The organism is Pedobacter cryoconitis (genome assembly GCF_014200595.1).
Lineage (GTDB): Bacteria > Bacteroidota > Bacteroidia > Sphingobacteriales > Sphingobacteriaceae > Pedobacter > Pedobacter cryoconitis_C.
This window is the reverse complement of the sequence record NZ_JACHCG010000001.1, coordinates 1,070,716-1,095,514: the sequence shown is the minus strand read 5'-3', so window position 1 is coordinate 1,095,514 and position 24,799 is coordinate 1,070,716. Positions and strand designations below refer to the sequence as shown.

The following is a 24,799-nucleotide window of genomic DNA, read 5'->3' as shown; positions in this document are numbered from 1 at the left end:
TTAAAATCTAAACTAAAGAACTGTTCAACACTATAAACATAGAGAATCCGGATCCCGGAGCAGTTTTCATAGTATAAGTCGCATTGATCATATTCAACCTGCTTTCTATATTTTGCATACCCATTCCTTTTCTGTTTTTCTGATTACCAGGATCATACCCCACTCCCTCATCCCTATATTGAATGACTAATAACCCATTTTCCATGAAAATGGATACCTCTATCCGTTTTGCATCCCCATGCTTAATGGTATTGGAAATGAGCTCTTGTAATACCCTGATTAAGGCCAAAGCCATGTCATATGGTAATTGATCTGTAATAGCCTCTGCATCGTTAATAAGTGTTATCAATGAATTATCTTCATCATTAATACTATCAATTAATTCTTCCAGCGCCACCGTAAAACCAAATAATGCTAAAGCAGGTGGTGATAAATTATGTGAGATGTTACGTACATCTTGTATAATCTTATCAATTAACAACTTATGATTAGCTATTACAGCTTTGTTCTCCTGTTCTTCAGGAAGTTCATCCCGGTTAATTAACATGCGCAAATTTGACAAAGAACCTCCAACATCATCGTGTAAATCCTGACCAATCCGCTTTCTTTCTTCCTCTTGTGATTGTAATACTACCCGCATCAATTCCTTTTGATAACTCATTTCTGCTTCATGAATCTGCTGTCTGTTCCTTAATAATTTTTTCTGATTGTTTATAAATAAAATCACAAATGAGATGACCAGCAGAAAAATACCACCAGTACACAATATGATCAACAGAAAAATATTATCCCCTACTGTTTCCTGCATTTACTAAACCCAAAGGCAATTAAAAGATACATAATGAGTAAAAGTGTGGCATGGATATTCCACATTAAAATATTGATCGCATGATACTTTTCACTCAGCTCGTTTACCGTTAAATTTGAGAAAGAGAAAATAAACAGGGCGCCCGAAAAGTATAACAGTATTCCGGTATTAATCCAGTTTATTGGATTTAATGACCACCTGGTCTCTGCATCGTTGCTTTGCGCAAAATAAGCAAGACTACAGCCCATTATAATTAATGCTTCAACCGGCCTGGCATAGGTATTAAATTGATAGATACTTTGAAAAAACAAGAAGTTTACAATGCAGAACACCGGGAAAAGAATCAACAGATATTTAATAATCCTGCCAGCTGCTTCCTCTTTCAAAACGGACAGATAAAAGTAGCTCATCAATACAAATTCGAGTATAGTGAAAACATGTAAAACCGGGAGATTGTTAATCTTGTGATTTGCAAGTACCACAGCCAATACATTTACGACACAATCCAGTAGTAAATAATACCAGATTATTTCCAGTGACCTATCAGCATACTTTCTTTTGGAAGCAGCCATACCAATAGGAATTAAAACACTTACAGGAACAATGATTCCTGTATAGATCAAACTGGCGGGAAGAGCCATTATTTGGTATACTGCAAATAAGGTTCAACGCTATTAAAACTGTCAAATAGTGGACTCATAGTGCTGCATAAAGTTGGACAAGGTTGAGTAAAATCATAAACGGTAGAATATTCTTCCTTATTTAACAAATCTTCCCTTGATGTATTCGCATCACCTGCCCTGGTAAGCATTTCATTGTTCTGCGCATCAACCGGAACAAGCATACCACAGATTTGAAATGGGAAATCCGGATCAGGTATACTCATGTATAATCTAACTGAACTGGCGTTCGGATGTTCTTGCTTCAGTAAATCTATATCTCTCATATTAATATTGATTGCTCTGAAAATTAATTGAGAAGGTATTAATGGAGCAACCGAATCACATGCCGCATTTGTATATGGCAATTTGGATTCATCAGGAATTGAGGTGATCATTTTTCGCCAGGATGTAGCCCTTGCTATGGCGACACTTAGCGGAATTGTTGGAGGAACATCAGCAGTAATAGCTGTTTGTGTTTCTTTTAGCGGTTGAATGGTATTCGAATTTTCCATGATTTCTTTATTTATTTAATAAGATGTTATTTCATAATACTTTGCAATGTTCCATTGGCAGCACTACAACTGTAGACCACGGCATAATTGGATTCACCGGACGGATTTATTTCTTCAGTACGGAATATTCCAAAAGATGCAACCCAAAACAAATATTCTACCGTAATCAGCGGATCAACGATCGCCAGATTAGGTGTTGCCACCCTGCCAAAAGTTGCAGATGGTGTATTTCCGCTTGCCATCACCTGTGGTTGTAGTTGTCTGGCTAATTCCCCAGCAAGTAAGGGTTGTAAATTACTGTTCGTCAAAAAAAGAGAAAGTTGATTGGTCAGGCTCTTAAAATCACCCATCACGGGTCCATAATTAAGTACAACACCAAAATCATTATTTTCCAGTGGCAGATCAACTGATGGAAAAATAGCCTTAAATAGGTATCTTGATTCCAGATATGCTGAATTAATTGCTTTACCAATAGCCTTAGAAAGCAGGGAGTCAGACAAATCAGAATCAGGAAAAGGTGGAGGAGCTGAAACCTTCCTGCGTGGAGTGAGAGAAGTAGTAATTAAATTCAGATCCTTAATAGCGGTTGGAATATCCGTGATATGTGTTTCCGTTAATGTCAGAATTTCTTTCCTGGTCAGGGAAATAATGGAGGCAAATTGTCCCATTGTAATATTTGATTTAGATTAAAATACTTACTCTTTTATGGCTTTTCAGTTTACGCCCTATTGCTATTGAGAACGGCTAAATTATTTCAAAATATTGAGTTATAACGAGATAGAAATACCTGATTATTTAAGGTGTTTTCGCCTTTTTACCTTAAACTATTTTTCTGTATAAAAGACAAGGTTTCATGCGTATGAGATTAAACGTGAAACTAATATCAGGTTTTATTCTGCATAAAAAAGAGCTGACAGCTATATCAGCAAAAGATGAACAATTCGAACAAAAAAAAGACAAGCCTTATTCAGACTTGTCCATATCAAAAAGTTAATAATATTCTTATTTTTTCGAATTTGCTGCTTCTTCAATCACAGCTAACACTTCCTTAGCATGTGAGATCATCACTACATGACTAGCCTCAATTTCTATAGTTTTTGCATGGCTCCTTTTTGCCATAAACCGCTCCAGGTCCGGATGTATAGCTTTGTCGCTTTTGGCCACAATATACCAGCTTGGTTTTTGCTTCCAGGCAGGTTCGCCACTCTGATCACCGAATACAGTTTGAGATGCAGGGGTTTGAGTCGCATAGATCAAATTTTGCTGCTTGCCAGTAAGATCTTGTGCAAATACAGTTTTCACCCCCTCTTTAGATAAATACACAAATCCACCCACAGGTTCAAAATAGTCCTTTAAATTAACTGCCGGCCCTTTAGCAGATAAAGATGGTAAGGTTTCACCTAAATCTGGAACAAGAGCAGCAACATAAACCAGACCAATAACTTTAGGATCATTACCTGCTTGTGTGATCACAAAACCACCCCATGAATGGCCCACCAGGATAACATTACCTTCTGCCCTGTCAATCGCTCTTTTGGTAGCTGCCACATCATCACTTAATGAAGTAATCGGATTCTGAACCGAGATAACAGGGTATCCTTTGGCTTGTAAATCATTAATCTGGCTTGTCCATGAAGAACCATCTGCCCATATACCATGAACAAAAATTATAGTAGGTTTTGTAGTTTTTGCTCCCTGAGCATAACCGCTTATAGTTCCCAAAACTATCGATACCGTAAGTATCATAAATTTCAATGTTCTCATATTTTGCGTGTGTTTATTGTTTTCACATGTCAAAAGTCGCTGTTATAAACACCTGAAAAAATGGATAACTTTCCCGAATACTTGCCAATTTACTTTCCGTCAGCCTGTTTTTTCAAACAAGTATTACTCCTGCATCCTATCGTACGCCGGTACAAAAGATTCCACCAGGAAGTTCTCAAAAGAAGTTGAGGTTGTAGATGCCGTTGTGCGCATTTGTGAAGTAGTGATGTGCTTGCTATTCATGCCAATAACGACCTCTTCCATTAATGCAATAACATTTGCCGAAAACCCGGCAGCCATCAAATCTGATTTAAATTCCGGAATTGTATTTTGCTGATAAACCAATCCGGGTTTTCCAATTGCATTTCCAATCATCGCCGTTGCTTCCCGGATACTCAGGTCACGCTGGCCATGCAATTCCTGCACAAGCTTCCCTGTAAAATTAAGGTTAATCAAGGCCTGAGCAGCCGCATGACCAATATCTTTGGTCGCGATAAATGGCAAAAGCATATCCTGATCAAAAGGTCCAAAAACTTTTCCATTTTTCTGAATAGACGGCAGATAAGAAAGGGTATTTTCCATAAAATATCCAGCTCTTAAATGAAGTAAATTTTCAATAGGCAGCGTATTCATAACTTGTTCCATATGATGTAAACCGAGAACAGGGCCTGAACCGCTTTCCTGATCAGCACCCCAGCTACTTAGCGTAACGGCATATTCGAGAGGGTTTGCTACAATGGCCTGAGCAATAGCATCCGTAACCTGAGCCTGATATCCGGGAAAATCAGGACTGTCAGGAATGTAATTTGGCTGAAGCATTATCCAGGCAGCTTTAGCTCCCTGAAAAGCTTCGGTTAAGGCTTGCGCATCGGTAGGTTCGGCAACGAAAGCCTCTGCTCCCCTGTCGATGAAAGGTGACAGTTTTTCCAAACTCCGGCCAATTACCCTAACCTGTTTTCCTGCGTCTAATAATTGATGTGCAACAACACTTCCTGTGTTGCTGGTTGAACCTGTAACTATATACATATGCTTTTAAATCTTTCTCAAACCTATAAAGTATAGTATTGAAAAAAGATAAGGCACATGCTGGTTCCCTACTAACCACGATGATACAATATTGATATTGAATCAGTTAAATTTTCATTATTAGATTTAGATTACAATTACTTTTGAGCTTTACTATCAAAAGCATGACGTGCCGTTTTAAAATTGTCAGACTGATCCAGTACCCACGTCCATAAAGGAAGGATCTGAATTAATAATCCACGCCCCAATTCAGTCAGTTCATATTCTACTCTTGGTGGAACCTCCATAAACATAGTTCTGGTGATTAATCCATCTCTTTCGAGCTCACGGAGACTTTTAGTCAGCATTTTCTGACTTATTCCAGTCACCTGTTCCTGCAAACGGGAAAAACGCAATTTACCATTCACGCCAAGCATCTGGATAATCAAAAGTGACCAGGTATTGCCTAAATGACCTAAGACATCTCTTTTAAGCCCATCTTCTTCTGCTGAAAGTGCATCACAGATGGCCTGTGATGCTTTAATAATTTCGGTATCGGTCATGTTATTATTCGTCTGATTTTACAAATTAATCAATTAATAATCATTTCTCCGGCATACCTATATTCCCGTTCTTTCATTAAACCTTTTGAACTACCAATTGAACCGGATTAATAATAGTTCTGTAATTTGGAGAAAACTCCCGTACGTTTTTGATGATCTGATCATAATCATCCTGGATTCCAGTTTCCTTAACCTCATACTTAAACACTACCTGGTCAAAACCAACAGGAACGTCCTGATCGGAAGGCTCATCAAGCAGAAATTGTCTTTGTTGGGTTTTTCAGTGATCAGACTTTTATAGGCCTGCAATCCTTCTAAATTAATTCCGTTTATCATCACCTGATTAATTACGTCCTGCCATTACTCCACCATCTATATCCCAGATTGCGCCTGTCACCCACGACGTTTCATCCGATAATAAGAACGCAATTGTTTTGGCGATATCTTGCGGTCTGCCTACTCTGCCTATTGGATGAAAATCATTAAACCCTTGTAGTGTTTCTTCAATTTTATCCGCTTCGATAAAAGAACCATATATTGGCGTAACCACTACAGCAGGCGAAACTGCATTAACTCTGATCTGATCCAAAGCAAGTTCCATTGCTAAATGTTGTGTCAAACTATGAAGCCCCGCTTTAGCCATCGAATAAGCAGAAGAAGGTATAGCTTTGATCGCCTGCTTAGCCCACATCGAACCAACATTTACGATTGAACCACCGCCATTTTCTTTCATCACTTTTGCTGCTGCCTGGGTAATAAAGAAAAAAGCTTTATTGAAATTGTGATAAATATCGTAGTCCTGTTCCGAATGGTCAAGAAATGCTTTTGGACTGAAATATCCCGCAGCATTGACCAGATATTTCAAATATGGTATTTCGCTTTTTATAGTAGAAGCAAATTGAGTAACCTGACGCATTTCGGAAAGGTCAACGCCAATAGTTCTGATACGGCCTAAAGCTAACAATTCAGTTCCAGCGAGCTGAAGATTTTTATCTGGTCTGCCAACAATAATCACTTCAATTCCTTGTTTTAACAGCTGTTCTGCGGTAGCTCTTCCCATCCCTGTTGTGCCACCAATTATTAATGCTTGTTGATTCATTATTCATTTGTTTATTGTACAATACAAATGTCCGAAGGAAAAGACATCTATAAAATGGACAAAAAAGAGAATGAATGGTAAATTCAGGAAATAGATTTTCTGAACTCACCTGGAGAAAATTTAGCATGTTTCTTAAAATATTTCACAAAGTAAGATGGGTCTTCAAATCCCAGCTTATACCCAATCTGGTTCACATTTAAACCCGAATGTGCTAAAAGACGTTGCGCCTCAATCATAATCCTTTCCTGGATGACCATGGAGGGGGTTTTAAAAATAATCTTGTTCGTCAGATCGGTTAATGTTTTACTGGAAATATTTAACAAAGCAGCATAGGCTGAAATGGCAAGGCCGTTTTGATAATTTGATTCCACCAAATCAATAAACCGGAGCAGCTGCAAATGTTTCTCATCCGCGGCATACAACTTATTTTCCTTATTGATATTAATATTGCCCTTTTCCCGCTGTGCAAATATTAAAAAAGCATTCAGATAAGACCTGAGCAATTCCAACTGTCCAAAGTCACCGGCTTCTTTATCCAGCTCACTATTTATTTGTGACATCAAAACCTTTAAATCCTTTTCCGCATGCGCACTAATCTTACAAAATGGCTGTTGATAAGGGTCATTAAAAAGGCTATACTTTAAAAAGAAGTTGACATCATTTTCATTTTGCATCAGGAAACGTTCATTGAAATGGATCATAACCCCTTCATAACCTGAATACTCATCAAAATAATGCACCTGATTTTTTCCGATAAAGAATAAAGTACCTGGATGAACTTCATACTTTTTAAAATCGACAAAATGTGCCCCATTCCCTTTATAAAACCAAAGTACCTGGTAGAAACTATGAATGTGTGGTCTGATCGTATCAGGAGTGTTCTTTTCTAAATACTCCTTCAATGAAAAAATTTCAAACTGTCTTTTTTCCGGCAAATCTTTATGCAGATGATATTCGCTGATTTTACTTTCCTTCATAAAACAACCTTGTCTTAATATTCATCAAATCTACAATCTTAGGGTATTACAGACAATCTTTTATTGGCACTAAAACTGATTCATCTTACCCAGGTCATATGGAAGGCACAGTTATTTCAGCTATGGAAACATTTTCAAAGCTCACAGAAACATATAAATTCTAGTTTAAATCGAAAAATATTTCATAATAAGCTAAAAAAATTATAATTTAACATGCGTATTAAATAATATAAAAACATTCATCAGTAGATTATGAAAAACAATAAGCTCTCAGAATTAACAATTATTGAATTGAATAAACAAAAAAACACGATAAAGAACATTTTAATTGCTGCTGCTGTGTTAATAGTCGTGCTATGTGGTATAATTTTATACCCAAGTGATAAAAGTCAAAACATTAAATTCCTGACAATTCTTCCTTGTTTTTTATTAGGCATCTTACCAGCCGCAATCAGATGGAGTCAGCTCAACACCGAACTAAAATCACGTCAGTGATCATGGCTTTATGCTAAATATTGGTTTAGCTGGCACAGTTCATTTTAAGATACAAAAGCGGGGTTACCCCTGTGTATTTTTTGAATTCACTGAAAAATGAACTTCTGGAAGAAAATCCGGACTCGCTTCCTAATCCATCCAGACTGTATTGTTTAATAGAGTTTTTAATCAAAAACTGGTTCAGTACGTATTGAATCCTATAAGTATTTACAAAATGATTAAAATTCTGTTTGAAATAAACATTCAATAAATAAGAAAGCAGATGAGGAGTAATCTTCAGTTTCAAAGAAAGTTGGTTGATGCTTAATTTTTTCTGAAGAAAAGGCCTTTCCTGCTCCATGTAAGTAACAATATCACCCTTAGACAGTTGAACATGAGCAGATTTGCCCTCATACTGTTTAATGATTTTTTGCAGGGTATTCAGCTTTACATTAATGAATGAAGCAATCACATGTAAAGGAATCCGGCTGGCATAATCACCATAGGTGCTCAATAAATAAAGATACTTATCGGAGGCTGTACCAATTCTGAAGAATACAGAACGCTGATGTGCCATTTTGTAATAATTTTCCAGCACCTTACGCATCACAATATTCATTTCCGGATAAATGTCAAAATATCGGATCAGATGTTCAACAGGTAAGGCGAGCAGTACTGAATCTTCTTCTGCTTTAACATCTTCTGTGCATTCAGTAATCCCATACATCCCTTCTATAGCCGATAAAAAATCTCCCTGGATCGCGATAAAGGAAGTTATTGATCGTCCATTTCCAGTAGCCCAGCCAGAAAAGAATCCCTCTATAATAAAATAGATATGCGTACAATAATCACCTCTTTTCATTAAATACTGCCCCTGAGAAACTGTCAGTTCAAAAGTGTGCTCAGTGAGCGCATTTTTGCAGGCGTCAGTTAAAAGATGTAACTGATCAAGCTGCTGTATAACAGCATGTAAACTTGTATAAGAAGACTTAATGGAACGAGCGCTATTTGTGGGCATAATGAGAGGCGCTAAAATAGAAATATTATTAGTCAATCATAAACGAATTGTACAGGATTATAATTTTGCATTACTTAATAACAATAATTTGATGATTCGTACGTATACAAAACTATTTTTGACTATTCTAAATTTAATAAAAAATACAAGCTATAAATGTAAATAGAAATATTACGATCCTATTTAAAGGTTAATCTTTTAAATCACTCTTTAATATAGCTTCAAAGACACATTTTTTACATTAAATATTCTAACTCAAAATCAAGATATCACGCTCATCTATCTTAACCTGTATGAAAAAACGACTACGCTCGTCAAGTCTTTTTGAAAAAAAAAGACTACTCTCTGTTCTTGTGCTATTATTTGCTTTTTTGACTTTAAAAGCGCAGACAACATTATCCACCTCACCCACTTTAATTTTTAACACCACAGAAGCTACAGTCATTGGGACTATAGCTACCGATGGTTCAGGAGGGTCAGTAAATATCTCTGATTTAGATTTGCAGATTTTTGCAGGAACGAAGGCGAATGGTACGTTATTGCCGAATCAAAATGTAGAGTATCATAATAATGCCTGGTTTGCCAGTTCAAATTCTTTTTTTGGCATCACGCCTAATTCAGCGGATATTGAAGCAGAGGGTTATCAAGCATTAATCATAAAAAGCAGTTCGCAGGCCAACAATTTCTCATTAAAGTCTTTACAGCTTTATGATTGGGGTGGCAATACCCCTGTTATATTAGAAGCATACGATGGTGGTGTATCGAAAGGAACTGTAGAAATCGCTTTCGTAAACGGTGTTGCCAAAACACTTACGCAGTCAGATTTATTAAGCTCCACCGCACTTCAAAGTATAGATGAAGTAAGAATCTACGGCAAAAACAACTTAGGTATCTGGATGAGCGTAAACAACATACAGGTCGCTCCCCCTGTTGCCCCGGATATCACCCCGCCTACTGTAACTTCAATTAACCGTGTGGGTACAACCCTAACCAATGCTAGTAGCGTTATTTATACGGTAATATTTTCTGAAAGTGTAACCGGAGTAACCGCTGATGATTTTGCACTTACAACGTCTGGTTCTGCCTCAGGTACAATTGCCAGCATTACGGGTTCAGGTACAACTTATACAGTTACGGTAAATAATACAGGCGACGGAACGCTAAAACTGGATTTAAACTCTTCTGGAACGGGCATTAAAGATTTAGCAAACAACCTGATTACAACCGGATATACAACCGGTCAGCTTTTTACCATTGACAGAACTCCACCAGAGACTACGATTACCAGTTTCCCGCCAGCGGCCACAACTTCAAACTCTTTTACATTTATGTATTCGAGTAGTGAATCTCCCGCAACCTATCAGGCTAAAGAGGATATTTCTCCAGTTTATGCATCGGGCAATAATTTCTACCCGATGCGGAACTTACCTGCTGGCAACCATACCTTTAGTGTGGCAGCAGTGGATGCAGCAGGTAATATCGATCCTACGCCTGCAACTTATACATGGAAAGTACAAGCCATTCCAAGATTAACTGCCTCATCAGGTAATACTATATTTACCGAAGGAAATAACACCATCTCCATACCTGTTGCTATTGATGCAGCAATGACACTGAATAATCCGGATAATGTTCAGCTAATTTCAACAACAATAAAGATTGCAGCAAATCTGGATGCAACACAAGATATCTTAACATTCGTGAACAATGGAGTTACTATGGGAAATATCGTAAGTGACCCTTATAATACTGCGACAGGAACAATCATCTTGAGATCGACTACTGCAACATCAGCAGAATGGCTGGCTGCGATACGCAGTATAACTTATACTAACTCTTCTGAAACTCCAGGTATTGGGAACAGAACAATCTCGTTTCTAATTTCAGATGGAATAAACACTATTACTGGCGTAAATAAAGTATTAAATGTGGTATCCGTAAACGATGCTCCAATAGTAACAGCTTCAAGCGGCACTACTGTATTTGTACAAACAAACGTGATTGTAGATAATGGAATTACGATAAGCGATGCAGATAATACTACGCTGGCATCAGCTAATATAAGAATTTTAACAGGTCAGCCACAGGATGTATTGTCATTTATCAATAACGATGCTACACTTTATGGTAATATAACTGGTAACTATATTGGTCCTACAAGGAGCATGAACCTGGCATCCTCTGGGAATACAGCAACTATAGCACAATGGCAGGCTGTATTGAGGGCGATAACTTTTTCCACTACCTCAATCAATACATCAAACCGGGTAGTTACCTTTTTTGTTAACGATGGTGCTGCTAACAGTAATTCCACTACTAAAACGCTGACCATTATCGTTCCTATTTCAATCAGCCCTGCAACACTCCCTGCTGCCAGTGCAGGAGCAACTTATAATCAAACCCTTTCTGCTACAGGTAATACTGCTCCTTATTCTTTTGCCATCACAAACGGGACCTTACCAGCAGGCTTAACACTCCATGCATCCGGTTTATTAAGCGGTACTCCAACCGAAACAGGAGCATTTAGTATAACGATAACAGCAACCAGTGCAACATCATTTACCGGATCAAAAGCCTATTCATTTGTCATCAATCCGGGCGTACAAACTATTACCATGAATACAGTGGCCACTGCAACATACGGGAATGCCGATATTGATCCGGGAGCAACTGCAACTAGTCTTTTACCAGTCACTTATACTTCAGGTGATTTAAATATAGCAACGATTATCAATAACAAAATACATATTTTAAAAGCTGGCATAGTAACTATCAATGCCAACCAGCCGGGAAATGGAACGTTCAGCGCAGCTGCTCAGGTTCAGCAGGTACTCACCGTTTTACCAGCACCATTGACCATCACAGCAGACAGCTATAGCAAAATATATGGCGCGGCACTGCCTGCGCTTACTTATTCGATGACGGGTTTTGTGAATGGAGATACTTTCGCCAGTCTAACTACCCAGCCTACGCTGACCACTATTGCTGTCAGAGGTTCTTCAGTTGCTGGAGGCCCTTATGCCATCACACCAGGTGGAGCAGTCGCTGCGAATTACACAATCAGTTATATCCCTGGTAATTTAACAGTTACCCCGGCAGCACTAATCATCACCGCAACCAACAAGAGTAAATTATATGGCGCGGCACTGCCTGCACTTAACGTTACACTGAGGGGTGTAGTGAACAACGATACTTTCGAGAGTCTAACTGCCCAGCTTACGCTGAGCACCACCGCTACCGCAGCTTCTTCTGTTGCTGGCAGTCCATATGTAATCACTCCAAGAGGGGCAATAGCTACGAACTATACGATCAGTTATGTATCAGGCAATTTAACAGTTATCCCGGCAGCGTTAACGATTACCGCAGGCAGCAAGAATAAAATATATGGCGCGGCACTGCCTGCGCTTACTTATTCGGCAACAGGTTTTGTAAACGGGGATACTTTCGCCAGGCTAACCACTCAGCCTGTTTTAAGCACTACCGCTACCGCGGCTTCTTCAGTTACAGGTAGCCCATATGCAATCACTGCAAGTGGAGCTGTATCTGCGAACTATGCAATCAATTATGTTCCGGGTAATTTAACAGTTGACCCGGCAGCATTAACCATTACTGCGGATAACCAGACTAAAGGATATGGGGCAGCATTGCCAACACTTACTACATCGGCATCAGGTTTTGTCAATGGTGATACTTTCGCCAGCCTAACCACTCAGCCTGTTTTAAGCACTACCGCTACCGCGGCTTCTTCAGTTGCTGGCAGTCCATATGTAATCACTCCAAGTGGAGCTGTATCTACTAATTATTTGATCAATTATGTTCCGGGTAATTTAACAGTTGACCCGGCAGCATTAACCATCACCGCAGATAACCAGACTAAAGGATATGGGGCAGCATTGCCAATACTTACTGCATCAGCATCAGGTTTTGTCAATGGTGATACTTTCGCCAGCTTAACCACTCAGCCTGTTTTAAGCACTACCGCTACCGCGGCTTCTTCAGTTGCTGGCAGTCCATATGTAATTACTCCAAGTGGAGCTGTATCTGCTAATTATTCGATCAATTATGTTCCGGGTAATTTAACAGTTGACCCGGCAGCGTTAACCATCACCGCAGATAACCAGACTAAAGGATATGGGGCAGCATTGCCAATACTTACTGCATCAGCATCAGGTTTTGTCAATGGTGATACTTTCGCCAGCCTAACCACTCAACCTGTTTTAAGCACTACCGCTACCGCGGCTTCTTCAGTTGCTGGCAGTCCATATGTAATCACTCCAAGTGGAGCTGTATCTGCTAATTATTCGATCAATTATGTTCCGGGTAATTTAACAGTTGACCCGGCAGCGTTAACGATTACTGCGGATAACCAGACTAAAGGATATGGGGCAGCATTGCCAATACTTACTGCATCAGCATCAGGTTTTGTCAATGGTGATACTTTCGCCAGCTTAACCACTCAGCCTGTTTTAAGCACTACCGCTACCGCGGCTTCTTCAGTTGCAGGTAGCCCATATGCAATCACTGCAAGTGGAGCTGTATCTACTAACTATGCAGTCAATTATGCCCCGGGTAATTTAACAGTTGACCCGGCAGCTTTAACGATTACTGCGGATAACCAGACTAAAGGATATGGGGCAGCATTGCCAATACTTACTGCATCAGCATCAGGTTTTGTCAATGGTGATACTTTCGCCAGCTTAACCACTCAGCCTGTTTTAAGCACTACCGCTACCGCGGCTTCTTCAGTTGCAGGTAGCCCATATGCAATCACTGCAAATGGAGCTGTATCTACTAACTATGCAGTCAATTATGCCCCGGGTGTTTTAACAGTTACACCGGCAACATTAACCATCACCGCAGATAACCAGACTAAAGGATATGGAGCAGCATTGCCAATACTTACTGCATCAGCAGCAGGTTTTGTCAATGGTGATACTTTCGCCAGCTTAACCACTCAGCCTGTTTTAAGCACTACCGCTACCGCGGCTTCTTTAGTTGCTGGCAGTCCATATGTAATCACTCCAAGTGGAGCTGTATCTGCGAACTATGCAATCAATTATGCTCCGGGTAATTTAACAGTTGACCCGGCAGCGTTAACGATTACTGCGGATAACCAGACTAAAGGATATGGGGCAGCATTGCCAACACTTACTGCATCAGCAGCAGGTTTTGTCAATGGTGATACTTTCGCCAGCTTAACCACTCAGCCTGTTTTAAGCACTACCGCTACCGCGGCTTCTTCAGTTGCAGGTAGCCCATATGCAATCACTGCAAATGGAGCTGTATCTACTAACTATGCAGTCAATTATGCCCCGGGTATTTTAACAGTTACACCGGCAACATTAACCATTACCGCAGACGATAAGGAACGTTTCCAAAATTTCACCAATCCGGCTTTAACAGTAAGTTATGCAGGATTTGTAAACAATGAAACACCTGCGGTATTAAACAGACAACCAGTAATCAGTACTACCGCTACCTTAAACAGCAGTGCAGGCAACTATCCAATCACTGCGGCCAATGCATTCGCACTCAACTACTCGATACGCTATATCGATGGTGTACTTAAAGTAAAAGCGGGTATACCTACCAATATCACACTGACTGAGGCAACCCTTTATGAAAACAGTCCTGCCGGTATAAACGCAGGTACATTAAACAGTACCTCTGATGACCTATTAGCCACTTTCACATATACGCTGGTTACAGGTTCAGGCAGTACTGATAATTCCCTTTTCACCATTAACGGCAACCAGTTAAATACAACTCAGCCTTTGGATTATGAAAATAAATCTGTTTATAAAATCCGTGTAAAAACAACCACACAAAATAACCTTTCACTTGAAAAAGAGTTGGTTGTTAATTTAACAGACGTTAACGAAGCTCCAACACTCGCAGCCATTGCCGATCAAACCATTTGTTATACCAGCGCTACACAATCATTTGGTATTACCGGCATTACTTCTGGCCCTGAAACTAACCAAAACACGAGCTTAACGATTAGCAGTAACAATGCCAGCCTGTTCAGCAACCTGAGCGTAAATGGTAGCAGATCTACAGGAACCATCAGCTACAAAGTGAAGAATGGCGCTTCCGGAACTGCAATGGTTACAATCATGGTGAGAGACAATGGCGGGACTGCAAATGGTGGAACAGACACTTACAGCAGAACTTTTAACATCACAGTAAATCCAATGCCTGTCATTACCATCACCAGTAGTTTAGCCGGTCAGCTCAGTAAAGGTCAAACTACTTTATTAACTGCAACAGGCGGGCTAAGTTATAGCTGGGCGAACAGTGCCGGAATTATAAGCGGCCAGAACAGTGCAGTACTAACAGTCAGACCAGCTCAGACGACTACGTATACCGTTACCGCTACTAATATCAGTGGTTGTCAGGATTCACAAAGTTATACTGTAAACGTAATGGACGATCTGGTTACTATCAAAGCAACCAATATCATGACGCCTAATGGTGATGGTATTAATGATAAATGGATAATTGACAACATCGATTTTCATCCAAACAACGAAGTAAAAATTTATGATAAAGCCGGACGTCTGCTTTACAATAAAAAAGGATACGACAACAGCTGGGATGCTACACTGAATGGTGTACCACTAAATGAAGGCACCTACTTCTATATCATTGATTTCGGTCCTGAAAAACGCGTCTTTAAAGGATATATAACCATTGTCAGAAATCAACAATAATTGCAGTTCACTCTTAAATAGCCTCATTCCATGAATACATTATATAAAATACTAAGACTTGTTGTTGTTTTTACGCTGACGGTTACCGCAGCACAAGCACAATTGAATCCATTAACTGCCCAGTACTATACAAACCAGTATCTGATTAATCCTGCCTATGCTGGAATAAATCGGGGCTTAAAAGTAAATTTAGCTTACCGCAAACTTTGGAACAATGTACCCGGATCTCCATTAACCCAGAATATTACAGCCGATTATGGTTTTGGCCGTGCAGCTTTGGGTTTATCCTTCAACAAGGAAAGCTCAGGTTTACAACGTCAAACCAGAGTAGTTGGTAGCTATGCCTATCACCTGCCTTTAGATGCAGATAACCGTCAGTTACACTTTGGTGTATCCTTCGGATTCATGAATCAAAATCTGGAGAATTCAGATATTTACGGGAACCCGGCCGATCCGGACATTCGTCAGTATAATGAACGCGGGACTTATCTGGATGGTGATTTCGGGATAGCCTATACTTCCAGCAAACTAAGCGTGCAAGCATCGCTCCCAAACTTAAAAAGTATCTTAAAAAAGGATGTGATCAAACTCGCTGATGTGGCTACATTTTATACTGCGATCAGTTATAAAATACAAGTTAGCGGAGGTTTAGAAGGAATCGAAGCAGAACCTAAAATCGCTTACCGCGGCGTTAAAAGTTATGACAATATTCTGGACGCGGGCGCACAAATCAGTATGGCCAGCAAACAAGTCTTTCTATTGGGAATGTACCACAGTACAAAAAATGCAACGTTTGGCTTAGGTATGGATTTGAAAAACAAATACCTGATCAGCGGAACCTATACTACACAAACTTCTGCACTGAGTTCTTATACCAATGGAAGTTTTGAACTTAATTTACGGTTGAGCTTAGATAAATAACAACCCTTAATTTAAAACATAAAATGCCCTCAACATGTTGAGGGCATTTTATGTTTTAAATTAAGGGTTGGAGAACTTATAAACAGAACTTGTTTTATAAATCTGACCTGGCTTAAGTACCGTCGAAGGAAAAGCAGTTTGATTCGGAGAATCCGGAAAATGCTGAGTTTCCAGTGCTATTGCCGTTCTGAAGTCATCTCTGGCACCTCCTTTAAAAGTATTTTTACCCTGCATGAAATTACCGCTGTAAAACTGTAGTCCTGGCTCAGTGGTATAAACATCCATCACAATACCCGATTTATCACCCTTAACTGTAGCCGCATGAAACATGCCCATTCCTTTTGTTTTATTCAATACAAAGTTGTGGTCATAACCTTTCCCATAGGTTAATTGTTCATTTTTATCATCAATCCTGGCCCCTATAGTAAATGGTTTAGAGAAATCGAATGGAGTTCCAGCTACTTTTTCAATCTTACCTGTTGGGATTAAAGTAGAATCAACCGGGGTATATCCATCTGCATAAATCTGTAGTTTATGCCCCAGAATTTTACCACTTCCTTCCCCATTCAGGTTAAAAAATGCGTGATTAGTTAAATTTACTACAGTAGGCTTGTCCGTTGTAGCTTCATAGTCCATTTTCAACTCATTGTCGTCTGTTAAAGTATAAGTGACTTTAACGGCCAAATTACCAGGAAAACCTTCCTCCATATCTTTTGATATATAATGAAATTCCACCGTATGTTCATTAGGTTGCTTTGCATCCCAGACAACATATTGATATCCCTTTTTACCACCGTGCAAAGTATTCTGACCATTGTTGGTGAATAAAGTATACTGTTTACCATCCAAACTGAATTTACCTTTGGCAATCCGGTTACCATAACGTCCTATGGTTGCGCCGAAATAAGGCTCTGTAGACTTCTCATATGCATTCACACTATTAAAACCGACTACTACATCCGTTAATTTACCAGTCTTGTCAGGAATCAGCAAACTAACCAGTCTACCCCCATAATTAGTAAATATAGCTTCTGCATGGTTCGCATTTTTTAAGACATAAAGCCCTGTTTCCTGACCGTCTGTAGTTCTTTTGAAAGAATCTGCCGAAAGCTTAACCGTTTGCATGGTATCCGGTACCTGCGTGGATTTGGTTTCTGAATTACAGGAAGCAAAAGTTGTTCCGGCGATTGCTAAAATAGTGATGTAAGTAACCTTCATATGCTTTTATAATTAAATGGTGGTCCCGCCTGACAATCCATCAGGACAAGACCCACCAAACCAAATTTATCTTTTATTTACCATGTAACTTATAATCCAGCAATTTAATCGCATACCCTCCTACCACACTTCGCGCCTGGAAGCCAACCTGCTTACCATCTGTGGTTTCATGCCAGTCGCTTAATGGAACTCTGCTTGGTGTTTCTGTAGCAAACTTAAATATCGGATCTATAAGTTTTTCAAAGTCTGCACGGTTATCCGTCAGCGTTGCTGTCCACATAATCCAATCCGATTTGGTATAACTGCGGCGGCTGTCCAGCGGCAAACCAAAAGCATTTTGTTTGGTCAGATAATACTTAAATTCCTTTTTGAATACGTCTTTAGGGAAGATATCCATATCCAGTACTTTATCCCATACCATGTTATATTTCTGGCTCCATGTATTTTTCTGATCAAAAGTTAACGCATAATGATCTCCATCATTGGCCATTTCCATCCATTTCACCGCCATTTGTTTAGCCATCGTCATATATTTCACCGCCTCAGCTTTCATTCCCAGTTTATCCGCAAGCATTCCGTACCCACCCAAAGCAACAATTGCTTTAACAGATAAGTTTGCATTACGCGCCATATGTCCCGCAAAATCATCTGTACAAAGCTGATTAGCCGGATCAAATCCTTCTTTACTTAAGTAATCAGCCCAAACAGAAAGTGTCTTCCAGTGTTTTTTAGCGTAATCTGCATTGCCTTCTACCTTAGCGATTGCCGCGGTCAGGATAATCATATTCCCAGCTTCTTCAACCGGCATATCTTCTCCGTAAGTTTGTCCGTTCGCTAAAGGGTAAGTTCCCAGATCGTGTGCAGGGAATGGCTTTTTCCATTTGCCGCTTTCACTATAATAAAAGATACCGTTTAACATCCCTTTTAGTAAATCAGGATTATAAACAAGATATAGCGGTGCCGAAGGATAAGTGATATCCACTGTATTGATAGATCCATTACTGAAGTTTTCTTTAGAAAGAAAAAGGAGTTCCCCTTGCGGGCTCTCTACCAGTTTATGGGCAGCAATTGACTGACGATAAGAAAGATCTAAAAGATCAGCATATTTCTTTCCTCCTGCTTTGACATTGTCAGCACGAAACCTTTGATCAAAATCAGTACATTTTTTCAGTACAGCTGCATATTCAGCATTGGCAAGTTCCAATTGTTTTTCTATCGTCTGGTCATTTTTCCGATTCCACCAGGCTCTTAAATTCTGGCCAAAATACTGTACAGCATACAAATCATCATATCCTATTAAAATATGTTTTTCAACTGGTGCTGTTCCAACCTGATTAAAAGGCAACTCTGTAGATAGTATTAATTTTTTTCCTTCTGCACTGGTCTTTCCTGTAGCCTTACCTGTTGCAAATGCAGCTAAAGCTTCATCAGCAGGGCCGGCATATTGCCTCACACTCGTACCCGGTGCAGCTACATATAAATAACCCCAATCGATACGCACATCATCACCCTGTTTTTTTAATACTGGCTGTTCTTTGGTGCCTGCTTTCAAAACAGACAATTGTCCCGCTTTATACTGTTTAGCAGTCACTTCCTGAAACTCTGTATTCACAGCCAAGCCTGTACTTGCGCCAAAATAGACTTCAGCATTGTGTTTTTTACCGTCTTTAGCTTTTACTTTAAAAGAAACGTAAGAAACCGGACGTGACAATAGATTTAAATCACTCATCAGTAATGGTGAGGTGAAGTCAACATCCAGGTTTACATTTCCACAGTCAAAACTATAAGAAGTTTGAGTGGCAGTGATTCCAACCTTAGTCTGTTTGGCCAGTAAAACATTTGGGTTACCCGCAACAGGTTTATCATAAACGAGACCTGCATCCAACCATTGACCACCCACATTATTTTTAACATGCACAGCCAATAGATTTTGTCCCTTTTTCAAAAGTTTAGTGTCTACAGGCACGTAGATAAACTTGCCATTGAAACATTCACAGGCAAAAATCCGGGTTCCGTTTAAATAAACTTCAACATCATCATCGTTCATCAATTTAAGTTTTAAACCCTTGAAATCTGTCTGCGTCAAATTAAACGTCCGGCGCATCCAGAGGTCTTTAGTTCTCCACTGAGTGGTTGCGGCGCCATCTCCGAAAGGAGCTGTTCCGGTTTTCCAGCTGGTTTCCGCAAAACCTGCTTGATTCCAACCTTTCTCAGGCTCCGATTCCACATATTTTGCCGTATATGCTTTTTCATCCGAAGCAGGCAGTACCGTTAGAAAGCTTTCCTCCTGTCCACCCAGAAAGCGGTAAACTTTGCCGTCTACTTTTAATAAACCTGTCAGCGATTGATTTGCACCTGTCCAATGTTTGGTAGCCGAGGTATTTAATCCGTCTGTAAATGACCAGACACTAAAATAAGGATCGTGTGTAAGCAGCGGATATGCCGGAGCAATACGCTGCTGAGCTGAAGACTTCAACAGTAAACCCGCTAAAGCTAAAGAGATAAATAATCGTTTCATGCTATGTATGTTTTATTGGTATTATTAAGGAGCTGGTATTAAATAAAGTTTATCGTTAACGCGTTTTAGATCTTCTACAGGCATTTTAATCACCTTTCTATCGTAGGTCATAAAGCCATTGACCTCACCTTCTACATCTGTAGTCTGTGTATAAACCGCAGCCGAAAGGCCCAGGGGTATTAATTCTTCTATCCTTTTAGTGAAGGCTGCATATTTGGCAAACAGGTCACCAGGAGTTTTGAAAGACTGATAGCCCCAGTTATTTTTTTGTTGCCAGGTATGTCCATCCACCGGTAATCCCAATCCGCCGAACTCACCTAAAACAAGGATGTGACTCCGGCCAAACAAATCTGGTCTTGGCATTGCCGGATGCGGATAATTATGCAGGTCAACCATATGTCCGGTGATATAAAAATTACCTCCGCTTGCACTATTAACCAAACGGGAAGGATCTTTTTTCATCGTCCATTCTGTAATTTCAACAGTTTTAAACTGTCCCCAAGCCTCATTAAAAGGTACCCAAACTACAATAGAAGGGAAATTATGCAAGCTGTTCATGATCGCGTCCCATTCTTTACGGTAATATCCTTCAGATTCAGCAGTCCTGTTTTTGTCTGTAGCACGGTCAAGTATGCCGGGATTGTTTTCCCATCCATTGCCCAGATCACCACTTGGCATATCCTGCCACAACAACATTCCAACTTTGTCACAATAGTTGTAATATCTTGCGGGCTCCACTTTAATATGCTTACGAATCATATTGAACCCCATTTTTTTAAGTTCGTCAATATCGTATACCATCGCCTCTTCTGTAGGTGCTGTATATAAACCATCTGGCCACCAACCCTGATCGAGCGGGCCATATTGAAATACAAATTTGTTGTTCAGCAGCATCCGTTGAATACCTTTGGCATCCGGCTCCATAGAGATTTTACGCATGGCGAAATAACTTTTTATTTCATCTATGGCTTTCCCATTACGCAGAAGTGTGATTTTCAGATCATATAAGAATGGATGTTCCGGAGACCATAATTTTTCATTTTCAACTGAAATCTCTGCCGTTGCATCTACAGCTACCTGTTTTTCAGCAATGACGACACTACCATCTAATATACTGATTTTCAATTGGTCACCTGGCTGATTATTTTGAACCGCAGCACTTACCGAAATATGGTGCGCATCGATATCCGGTGTCTGTTTAGTAGATAAAATATAAGATTTTGGGACAGCTTCCAGCCAAACCGTTTGCCAGATACCCGTTACTGGTGTATACCAGATACTTTCAGGCTTTCTCACCTGTTTTCCTCTTGGCTGTGGCCCTTCATCGGTCGGATCCCATACCCGTACTTTAATTTCCTGCTTATTCCCTTTTTTAAGCAAGGAAGTAATGTTCAATGAAAAAGGGTCAAAACCGCCTTCATGTTTACCAGCGCTTTTGCCGTTTACAAAAATCTCTGCCTGCCAGTCTACTGCTCCAAAATGCAGCAGCACATCTTTATTGCTCGCTGATGCAGGCAGTGTGATGGTATTTTTATACCACAATACACTGTCTTTACCCACCGTTTTACCGACTCCGGATAAAGCAGACTCTACGGCAAATGGTACAAGAATATTGCCCTGATATTGAGCAGGTTCTTGCTGGTCTTTTGGTATAATCGCATATTCCCAAAGTCCATTCAGGTTTTTCCAGTTATTGTTGCGCACAAGCTGCGGCCTCGGATATTCCGGCAAAGGGGCTGTTGGGTTTACCTTTTCGGCCCATGGAGAAACAATCTTGTCTTTAATTAAAGTCCATTTTGCCTGCTGTGCATTGGCAGAATAGCCTAATAGTAAGAGCATTGTTCCCGTTAGAATTTTCTTCATCATCTTATTAATTTATGGTTACAATTGGTATTTCGTATTTAAAACTGGTAGCTCTTTTTTACAACTGGATTTTTTGAAGAGGTGAAAAGACCATGTCTTCTAATCCTTCTATTTTTACCCCTATACGGGCGAAAACATAATTCTGAACCGGGACAATAGCCGGAACATTAACTTTAAGCGTTAAAGCAGTGGGATCGGTTATAGCTCCTCCTGATAACTCTGAATTGGCAATATTGTCTGCGCCGGAAACAAACTGAGTTTTATTCACGTATAAATTAACACGCTCAATTTTTTTAGCAGTATTCCCTGTTATAATCTGATCCACACGGAATGTGGCAGTCAGGTCAGCTCCCGAAACTTTATAAACGGCATTCCTGATCAGGTAATAAGGGATTGCCTGCAAGTCCAGCGTCTGACTTCCATTCACCGTCAATGTTAAAGTATCATTGACTCCGGCTGCATTTTGATGCCATTTAAAAGGCCCTTGTCCGTTAGGGATAATCACCTTATAATTACCATCAGAAAAAAGCACCGAATAACTTCCATCCTGAGCAAAGCTTGCCGTAATCGCACCTTTTTTTCCAAAACCCATTTGGTAGAATTCCATAGGGACACGGTCATACTCCAATCCGATTTCTTCATTGTTATACAGGATCCTTCCTTTTAAAGTGGTGGAAAGCTCTTTGTAATTATCCTTTTTACAGGAGAAAACCGGCAGGAAAAATAATAGGATATATATAGGTTTTAACTTCATAATTGTACTGTTTAAAAGCCAGGCTTACTGGTTTGGTTGTTTAACAATTTTTGGATTCGCAGATAAAACATCATCTCCAATAGTCGAATAATAATTCCCCATCTGGAACATGTTTGCTCCAGTAACTGCTGTAGGCAGTACCTCTTTAAAGAGCCATTTGCCATGATTTGGATTTCCAGGATTGTAGTACTTATACGGCCAAAGTCCATAAGGCTGAGTATTTTTCTTAGTAGACAATCCAATATCACTCACCAACTGACTCACCGACATTTTACTTCCATCCCAAACGATATGCGCTAAACGCCATCTTTTCATATCATATAAAGTATGTCCTTCAAAGACCAGTTCTACCCGGCGCTCATGAACAATCTGATCAAATGTAACCCCTTGTATAGCTCTGGTTAAGCCGGCTCTGGCGCGAACCTGGTTGATGTACCCATCGGCAATACCACCCATCCCCAGCTCAAAAGCAGCTTCGGCAGCATTCAATAAAACTTCTGCATAACGGTAACGGATAAAAGCGACATCACTCTGTCTTCCCCTTCTTCCGGAACCTACCTGCGGATCTAAATATTTACGGATATAAAATCCTGTTTGTGACCTGAATTCCTGTCCGTTAACCGGACCGTCTTTCCCCACTACCTGAACAGCAACGTCAGTTCCTGGTAATTTAGCCAGATGACTGGCATCGTCACTTGTTAAAATACTACCATCAGCTAACTGGTAACCAGCCCAGACATCAACATTCTTGCCTTTGAAAGCTCCATTAGGCAATAAAATTGTTCCTGCTAACCGGGCATCTCTACCTGCAAAAGCATCGAGCTGATTGGTGTAATATACAGGATTACCTTGTCCATCCTTTGTAGCGATAGGTGCATAAGTATTGTCCAGTTTTTCAAAAGCTTGTACCAGGTTTAAAGAAGGATTCAGACGCCCGGCATCCAAGCCTTCATCAGAAATAGAAAAGGGCTGATTATTAGTTGTAAAACCATGAACCTTCGCAGAGTTCACCTTAAAATCTTCAATAAAAATTGATTCCTGATTAACACTGCTTTTATCCAGAAAAACTGCCGCAAAATTCTCCGAAAGATCAGGTAAAACTTTGTACAGCTGATAACCACCAGCCTGCCCATTGATGATCTCTTGTGCAGCTGCAAGGGCTTTTTGATAATAACCGCCAGCCAAACCAGCAGGTATTCCCACTTCTGCACCCGGCAAAGTAACCTGTGGAGTTTTAAAACCATATTTAGCAATAGATCCGGCATATAAGGCAGCACGCGCTTCCATCGCCAGTGCTGCCCCTTTAGATGCTCTTGATTTCTGGTTCACATCTTTTGGTAATATATTTTTTATCGCTTCAGCTTCACTGATAACGAAATCATAAACCTCTGATTCTTTTGACCTTGGAACCTGTAAATTAGTTACATTACCAGAATAATCATATTGCATTGGCTCTGTAATCAAAGGTATTCCCCCCATACGTTTTGCCATTTCAAAATAAAAATTAGCTCTGAGAAAACGTGCTTCTGCAATGAACCTGGCTTTATCTGCTTCGGTAAGCTTGGTTGCCGCAGTGGCCCGCTTTATAAAAAGATTCATGTCACGGATATATCCATAATCCCAGATCCCCCATTCTCCATACCCCCAGCCTGTGCGCTGAACAATATTATAACTTCCATTTTCGGAAGGAAAAGCTTCACTAAAATCAACGAATGACCGCCAGCCATCCCCGTCCAAACTTGAAAAATCCAGCTGCCGGTTATACAAATCTCCTAAAACAGAAAGCGCTAAAGCCGGATCCGAGAACGCAACTTCTTCGGGAATAATCTGTTTAGGAGGTACATCTAAAAATGCACTGTCTTTTTTACAAGCCCCCATAAATAAAAGGGCAGTAAAGGTGAATACTGTATATATCTTCTTCATCATGTTA

General features: G+C 39.9%; 17 protein-coding genes. 2 read left to right on the top strand and 15 right to left on the bottom strand.

Translation table 11 applies throughout. The features are described from left to right. Positions 1–7: 7 nt before the first annotated feature. The 10 genes from HDE70_RS04625 to HDE70_RS04580 all read right to left on the bottom strand — a co-directional run bounded on the left by HDE70_RS04625 (position 8) and on the right by HDE70_RS04580 (position 8,882). Positions 8–808 (bottom strand): sensor histidine kinase, encoded by an 801-nt coding sequence (locus HDE70_RS04625; protein ID WP_183888305.1) that lies wholly within the window; start codon positions 806–808, stop codon positions 8–10. Continuing rightward, positions 793–1,449, bottom strand: coding sequence for a hypothetical protein (locus HDE70_RS04620; RefSeq protein WP_183888302.1), 657 nt, complete (start codon positions 1,447–1,449; stop codon positions 793–795). Before HDE70_RS04620 ends, HDE70_RS04625 begins: the two co-directional genes overlap by 16 nt. Further along, positions 1,449–1,982 (bottom strand): hypothetical protein, encoded by a 534-nt coding sequence (locus tag HDE70_RS04615; RefSeq protein WP_183865518.1) that lies wholly within the window; start codon positions 1,980–1,982, stop codon positions 1,449–1,451. The genes HDE70_RS04620 and HDE70_RS04615 overlap by 1 nt, the downstream gene beginning before the upstream one ends. A 26-nt stretch (positions 1,983–2,008) precedes the next feature. Beyond that, a complete protein-coding gene (locus tag HDE70_RS04610; RefSeq protein WP_183865517.1) occupies positions 2,009–2,650 on the bottom strand; it encodes a hypothetical protein in 642 nt (213 codons plus the stop codon). Between the two features lie 334 nt (positions 2,651–2,984). Then, positions 2,985–3,746: an alpha/beta hydrolase gene (locus HDE70_RS04605; RefSeq protein WP_183888300.1), complete on the bottom strand. Its 762-nt coding sequence runs from the start codon at positions 3,744–3,746 to the stop codon at positions 2,985–2,987. A 123-nt stretch (positions 3,747–3,869) separates the two neighbouring features. After that, entirely contained in the window at positions 3,870–4,772 is a 903-nt protein-coding gene (locus tag HDE70_RS04600; RefSeq protein ID WP_183888298.1) for an NmrA family NAD(P)-binding protein, read from the bottom strand. A gap of 137 nt (positions 4,773–4,909) precedes the next feature. After that, a complete protein-coding gene (locus tag HDE70_RS04595; protein ID WP_183865514.1) occupies positions 4,910–5,314 on the bottom strand; it encodes a winged helix-turn-helix transcriptional regulator in 405 nt (134 codons plus the stop codon). Positions 5,315–5,657: 343 nt separating this feature from the next. Further along, positions 5,658–6,413: an SDR family NAD(P)-dependent oxidoreductase gene (locus tag HDE70_RS04590; RefSeq protein ID WP_183888296.1), complete on the bottom strand. Its 756-nt coding sequence runs from the start codon at positions 6,411–6,413 to the stop codon at positions 5,658–5,660. 83 nt (positions 6,414–6,496) lie between these two features. Further along, a complete protein-coding gene (locus HDE70_RS04585; protein WP_183888294.1) occupies positions 6,497–7,390 on the bottom strand; it encodes a helix-turn-helix domain-containing protein in 894 nt (297 codons plus the stop codon). 520 nt (positions 7,391–7,910) lie between these two features. After that, complete coding sequence (locus tag HDE70_RS04580; RefSeq protein ID WP_183888292.1) at positions 7,911–8,882, bottom strand: Crp/Fnr family transcriptional regulator; 972 nt, start codon at positions 8,880–8,882, stop codon at positions 7,911–7,913. Positions 8,883–9,175: 293 nt separating this feature from the next. Here HDE70_RS04580 and HDE70_RS04575 point away from each other — a divergent pair, with 293 nt between their 5' ends. Both HDE70_RS04575 and HDE70_RS04570 read left to right on the top strand, forming a co-directional pair. Beyond that, entirely contained in the window at positions 9,176–15,595 is a 6,420-nt protein-coding gene (locus tag HDE70_RS04575; RefSeq protein WP_183888289.1) for an MBG domain-containing protein, read from the top strand. Between the two features lie 30 nt (positions 15,596–15,625). After that, positions 15,626–16,516: a PorP/SprF family type IX secretion system membrane protein gene (locus HDE70_RS04570; protein ID WP_183865508.1), complete on the top strand. Its 891-nt coding sequence runs from the start codon at positions 15,626–15,628 to the stop codon at positions 16,514–16,516. A gap of 60 nt (positions 16,517–16,576) precedes the next feature. On the opposite strand, the gene HDE70_RS04565 is transcribed toward HDE70_RS04570, so the two are convergent. The 5 genes from HDE70_RS04565 to HDE70_RS04545 all read right to left on the bottom strand — a co-directional run bounded on the left by HDE70_RS04565 (position 16,577) and on the right by HDE70_RS04545 (position 24,795). Further along, entirely contained in the window at positions 16,577–17,734 is a 1,158-nt protein-coding gene (locus HDE70_RS04565) for an aldose epimerase family protein (RefSeq protein WP_183888287.1), read from the bottom strand. Between the two features lie 73 nt (positions 17,735–17,807). After that, positions 17,808–20,252: a glutaminase family protein gene (locus HDE70_RS04560; RefSeq protein ID WP_183888285.1), complete on the bottom strand. Its 2,445-nt coding sequence runs from the start codon at positions 20,250–20,252 to the stop codon at positions 17,808–17,810. A gap of 24 nt (positions 20,253–20,276) precedes the next feature. Further along, entirely contained in the window at positions 20,277–22,118 is a 1,842-nt protein-coding gene (locus tag HDE70_RS04555) for a glycoside hydrolase family 2 protein (protein ID WP_260159930.1), read from the bottom strand. A 55-nt stretch (positions 22,119–22,173) separates the two neighbouring features. Then, positions 22,174–22,869: a DUF3823 domain-containing protein gene (locus tag HDE70_RS04550; protein WP_183865505.1), complete on the bottom strand. Its 696-nt coding sequence runs from the start codon at positions 22,867–22,869 to the stop codon at positions 22,174–22,176. Between the two features lie 24 nt (positions 22,870–22,893). Beyond that, the gene (locus HDE70_RS04545) at positions 22,894–24,795 is read right to left on the bottom strand and encodes a RagB/SusD family nutrient uptake outer membrane protein (protein ID WP_260159929.1); all 1,902 of its coding nucleotides are present in this window, start codon (positions 24,793–24,795) and stop codon (positions 22,894–22,896) included. Positions 24,796–24,799: the final 4 nt, after the last annotated feature.

Bases quoted from the DNA above. Each gene is read 5' to 3' on its own strand.
- HDE70_RS04625 (WP_183888305.1), bottom strand. From the start codon at position 808: ATGCAGGAAACAGTAGGGGATAATATTTTTCTGTTGATCATATTGTGT.
- HDE70_RS04620 (WP_183888302.1), bottom strand. From the start codon at position 1,449: ATGGCTCTTCCCGCCAGTTTGATCTATACAGGAATCATTGTTCCTGTA.
- HDE70_RS04615 (WP_183865518.1), bottom strand. From the start codon at position 1,982: ATGGAAAATTCGAATACCATTCAACCGCTAAAAGAAACACAAACAGCT.
- HDE70_RS04610 (WP_183865517.1), bottom strand. From the start codon at position 2,650: ATGGGACAATTTGCCTCCATTATTTCCCTGACCAGGAAAGAAATTCTG.
- HDE70_RS04605 (WP_183888300.1), bottom strand. From the start codon at position 3,746: ATGAGAACATTGAAATTTATGATACTTACGGTATCGATAGTTTTGGGA.
- HDE70_RS04600 (WP_183888298.1), bottom strand. From the start codon at position 4,772: ATGTATATAGTTACAGGTTCAACCAGCAACACAGGAAGTGTTGTTGCA.
- HDE70_RS04595 (WP_183865514.1), bottom strand. From the start codon at position 5,314: ATGACCGATACCGAAATTATTAAAGCATCACAGGCCATCTGTGATGCA.
- HDE70_RS04590 (WP_183888296.1), bottom strand. From the start codon at position 6,413: ATGAATCAACAAGCATTAATAATTGGTGGCACAACAGGGATGGGAAGA.
- HDE70_RS04585 (WP_183888294.1), bottom strand. From the start codon at position 7,390: ATGAAGGAAAGTAAAATCAGCGAATATCATCTGCATAAAGATTTGCCG.
- HDE70_RS04580 (WP_183888292.1), bottom strand. From the start codon at position 8,882: ATGCCCACAAATAGCGCTCGTTCCATTAAGTCTTCTTATACAAGTTTA.
- HDE70_RS04575 (WP_183888289.1), top strand. From the start codon at position 9,176: ATGAAAAAACGACTACGCTCGTCAAGTCTTTTTGAAAAAAAAAGACTA.
- HDE70_RS04570 (WP_183865508.1), top strand. From the start codon at position 15,626: ATGAATACATTATATAAAATACTAAGACTTGTTGTTGTTTTTACGCTG.
- HDE70_RS04565 (WP_183888287.1), bottom strand. From the start codon at position 17,734: ATGAAGGTTACTTACATCACTATTTTAGCAATCGCCGGAACAACTTTT.
- HDE70_RS04560 (WP_183888285.1), bottom strand. From the start codon at position 20,252: ATGAAACGATTATTTATCTCTTTAGCTTTAGCGGGTTTACTGTTGAAG.
- HDE70_RS04555 (WP_260159930.1), bottom strand. From the start codon at position 22,118: ATGATGAAGAAAATTCTAACGGGAACAATGCTCTTACTATTAGGCTAT.
- HDE70_RS04550 (WP_183865505.1), bottom strand. From the start codon at position 22,869: ATGAAGTTAAAACCTATATATATCCTATTATTTTTCCTGCCGGTTTTC.
- HDE70_RS04545 (WP_260159929.1), bottom strand. From the start codon at position 24,795: ATGATGAAGAAGATATATACAGTATTCACCTTTACTGCCCTTTTATTT.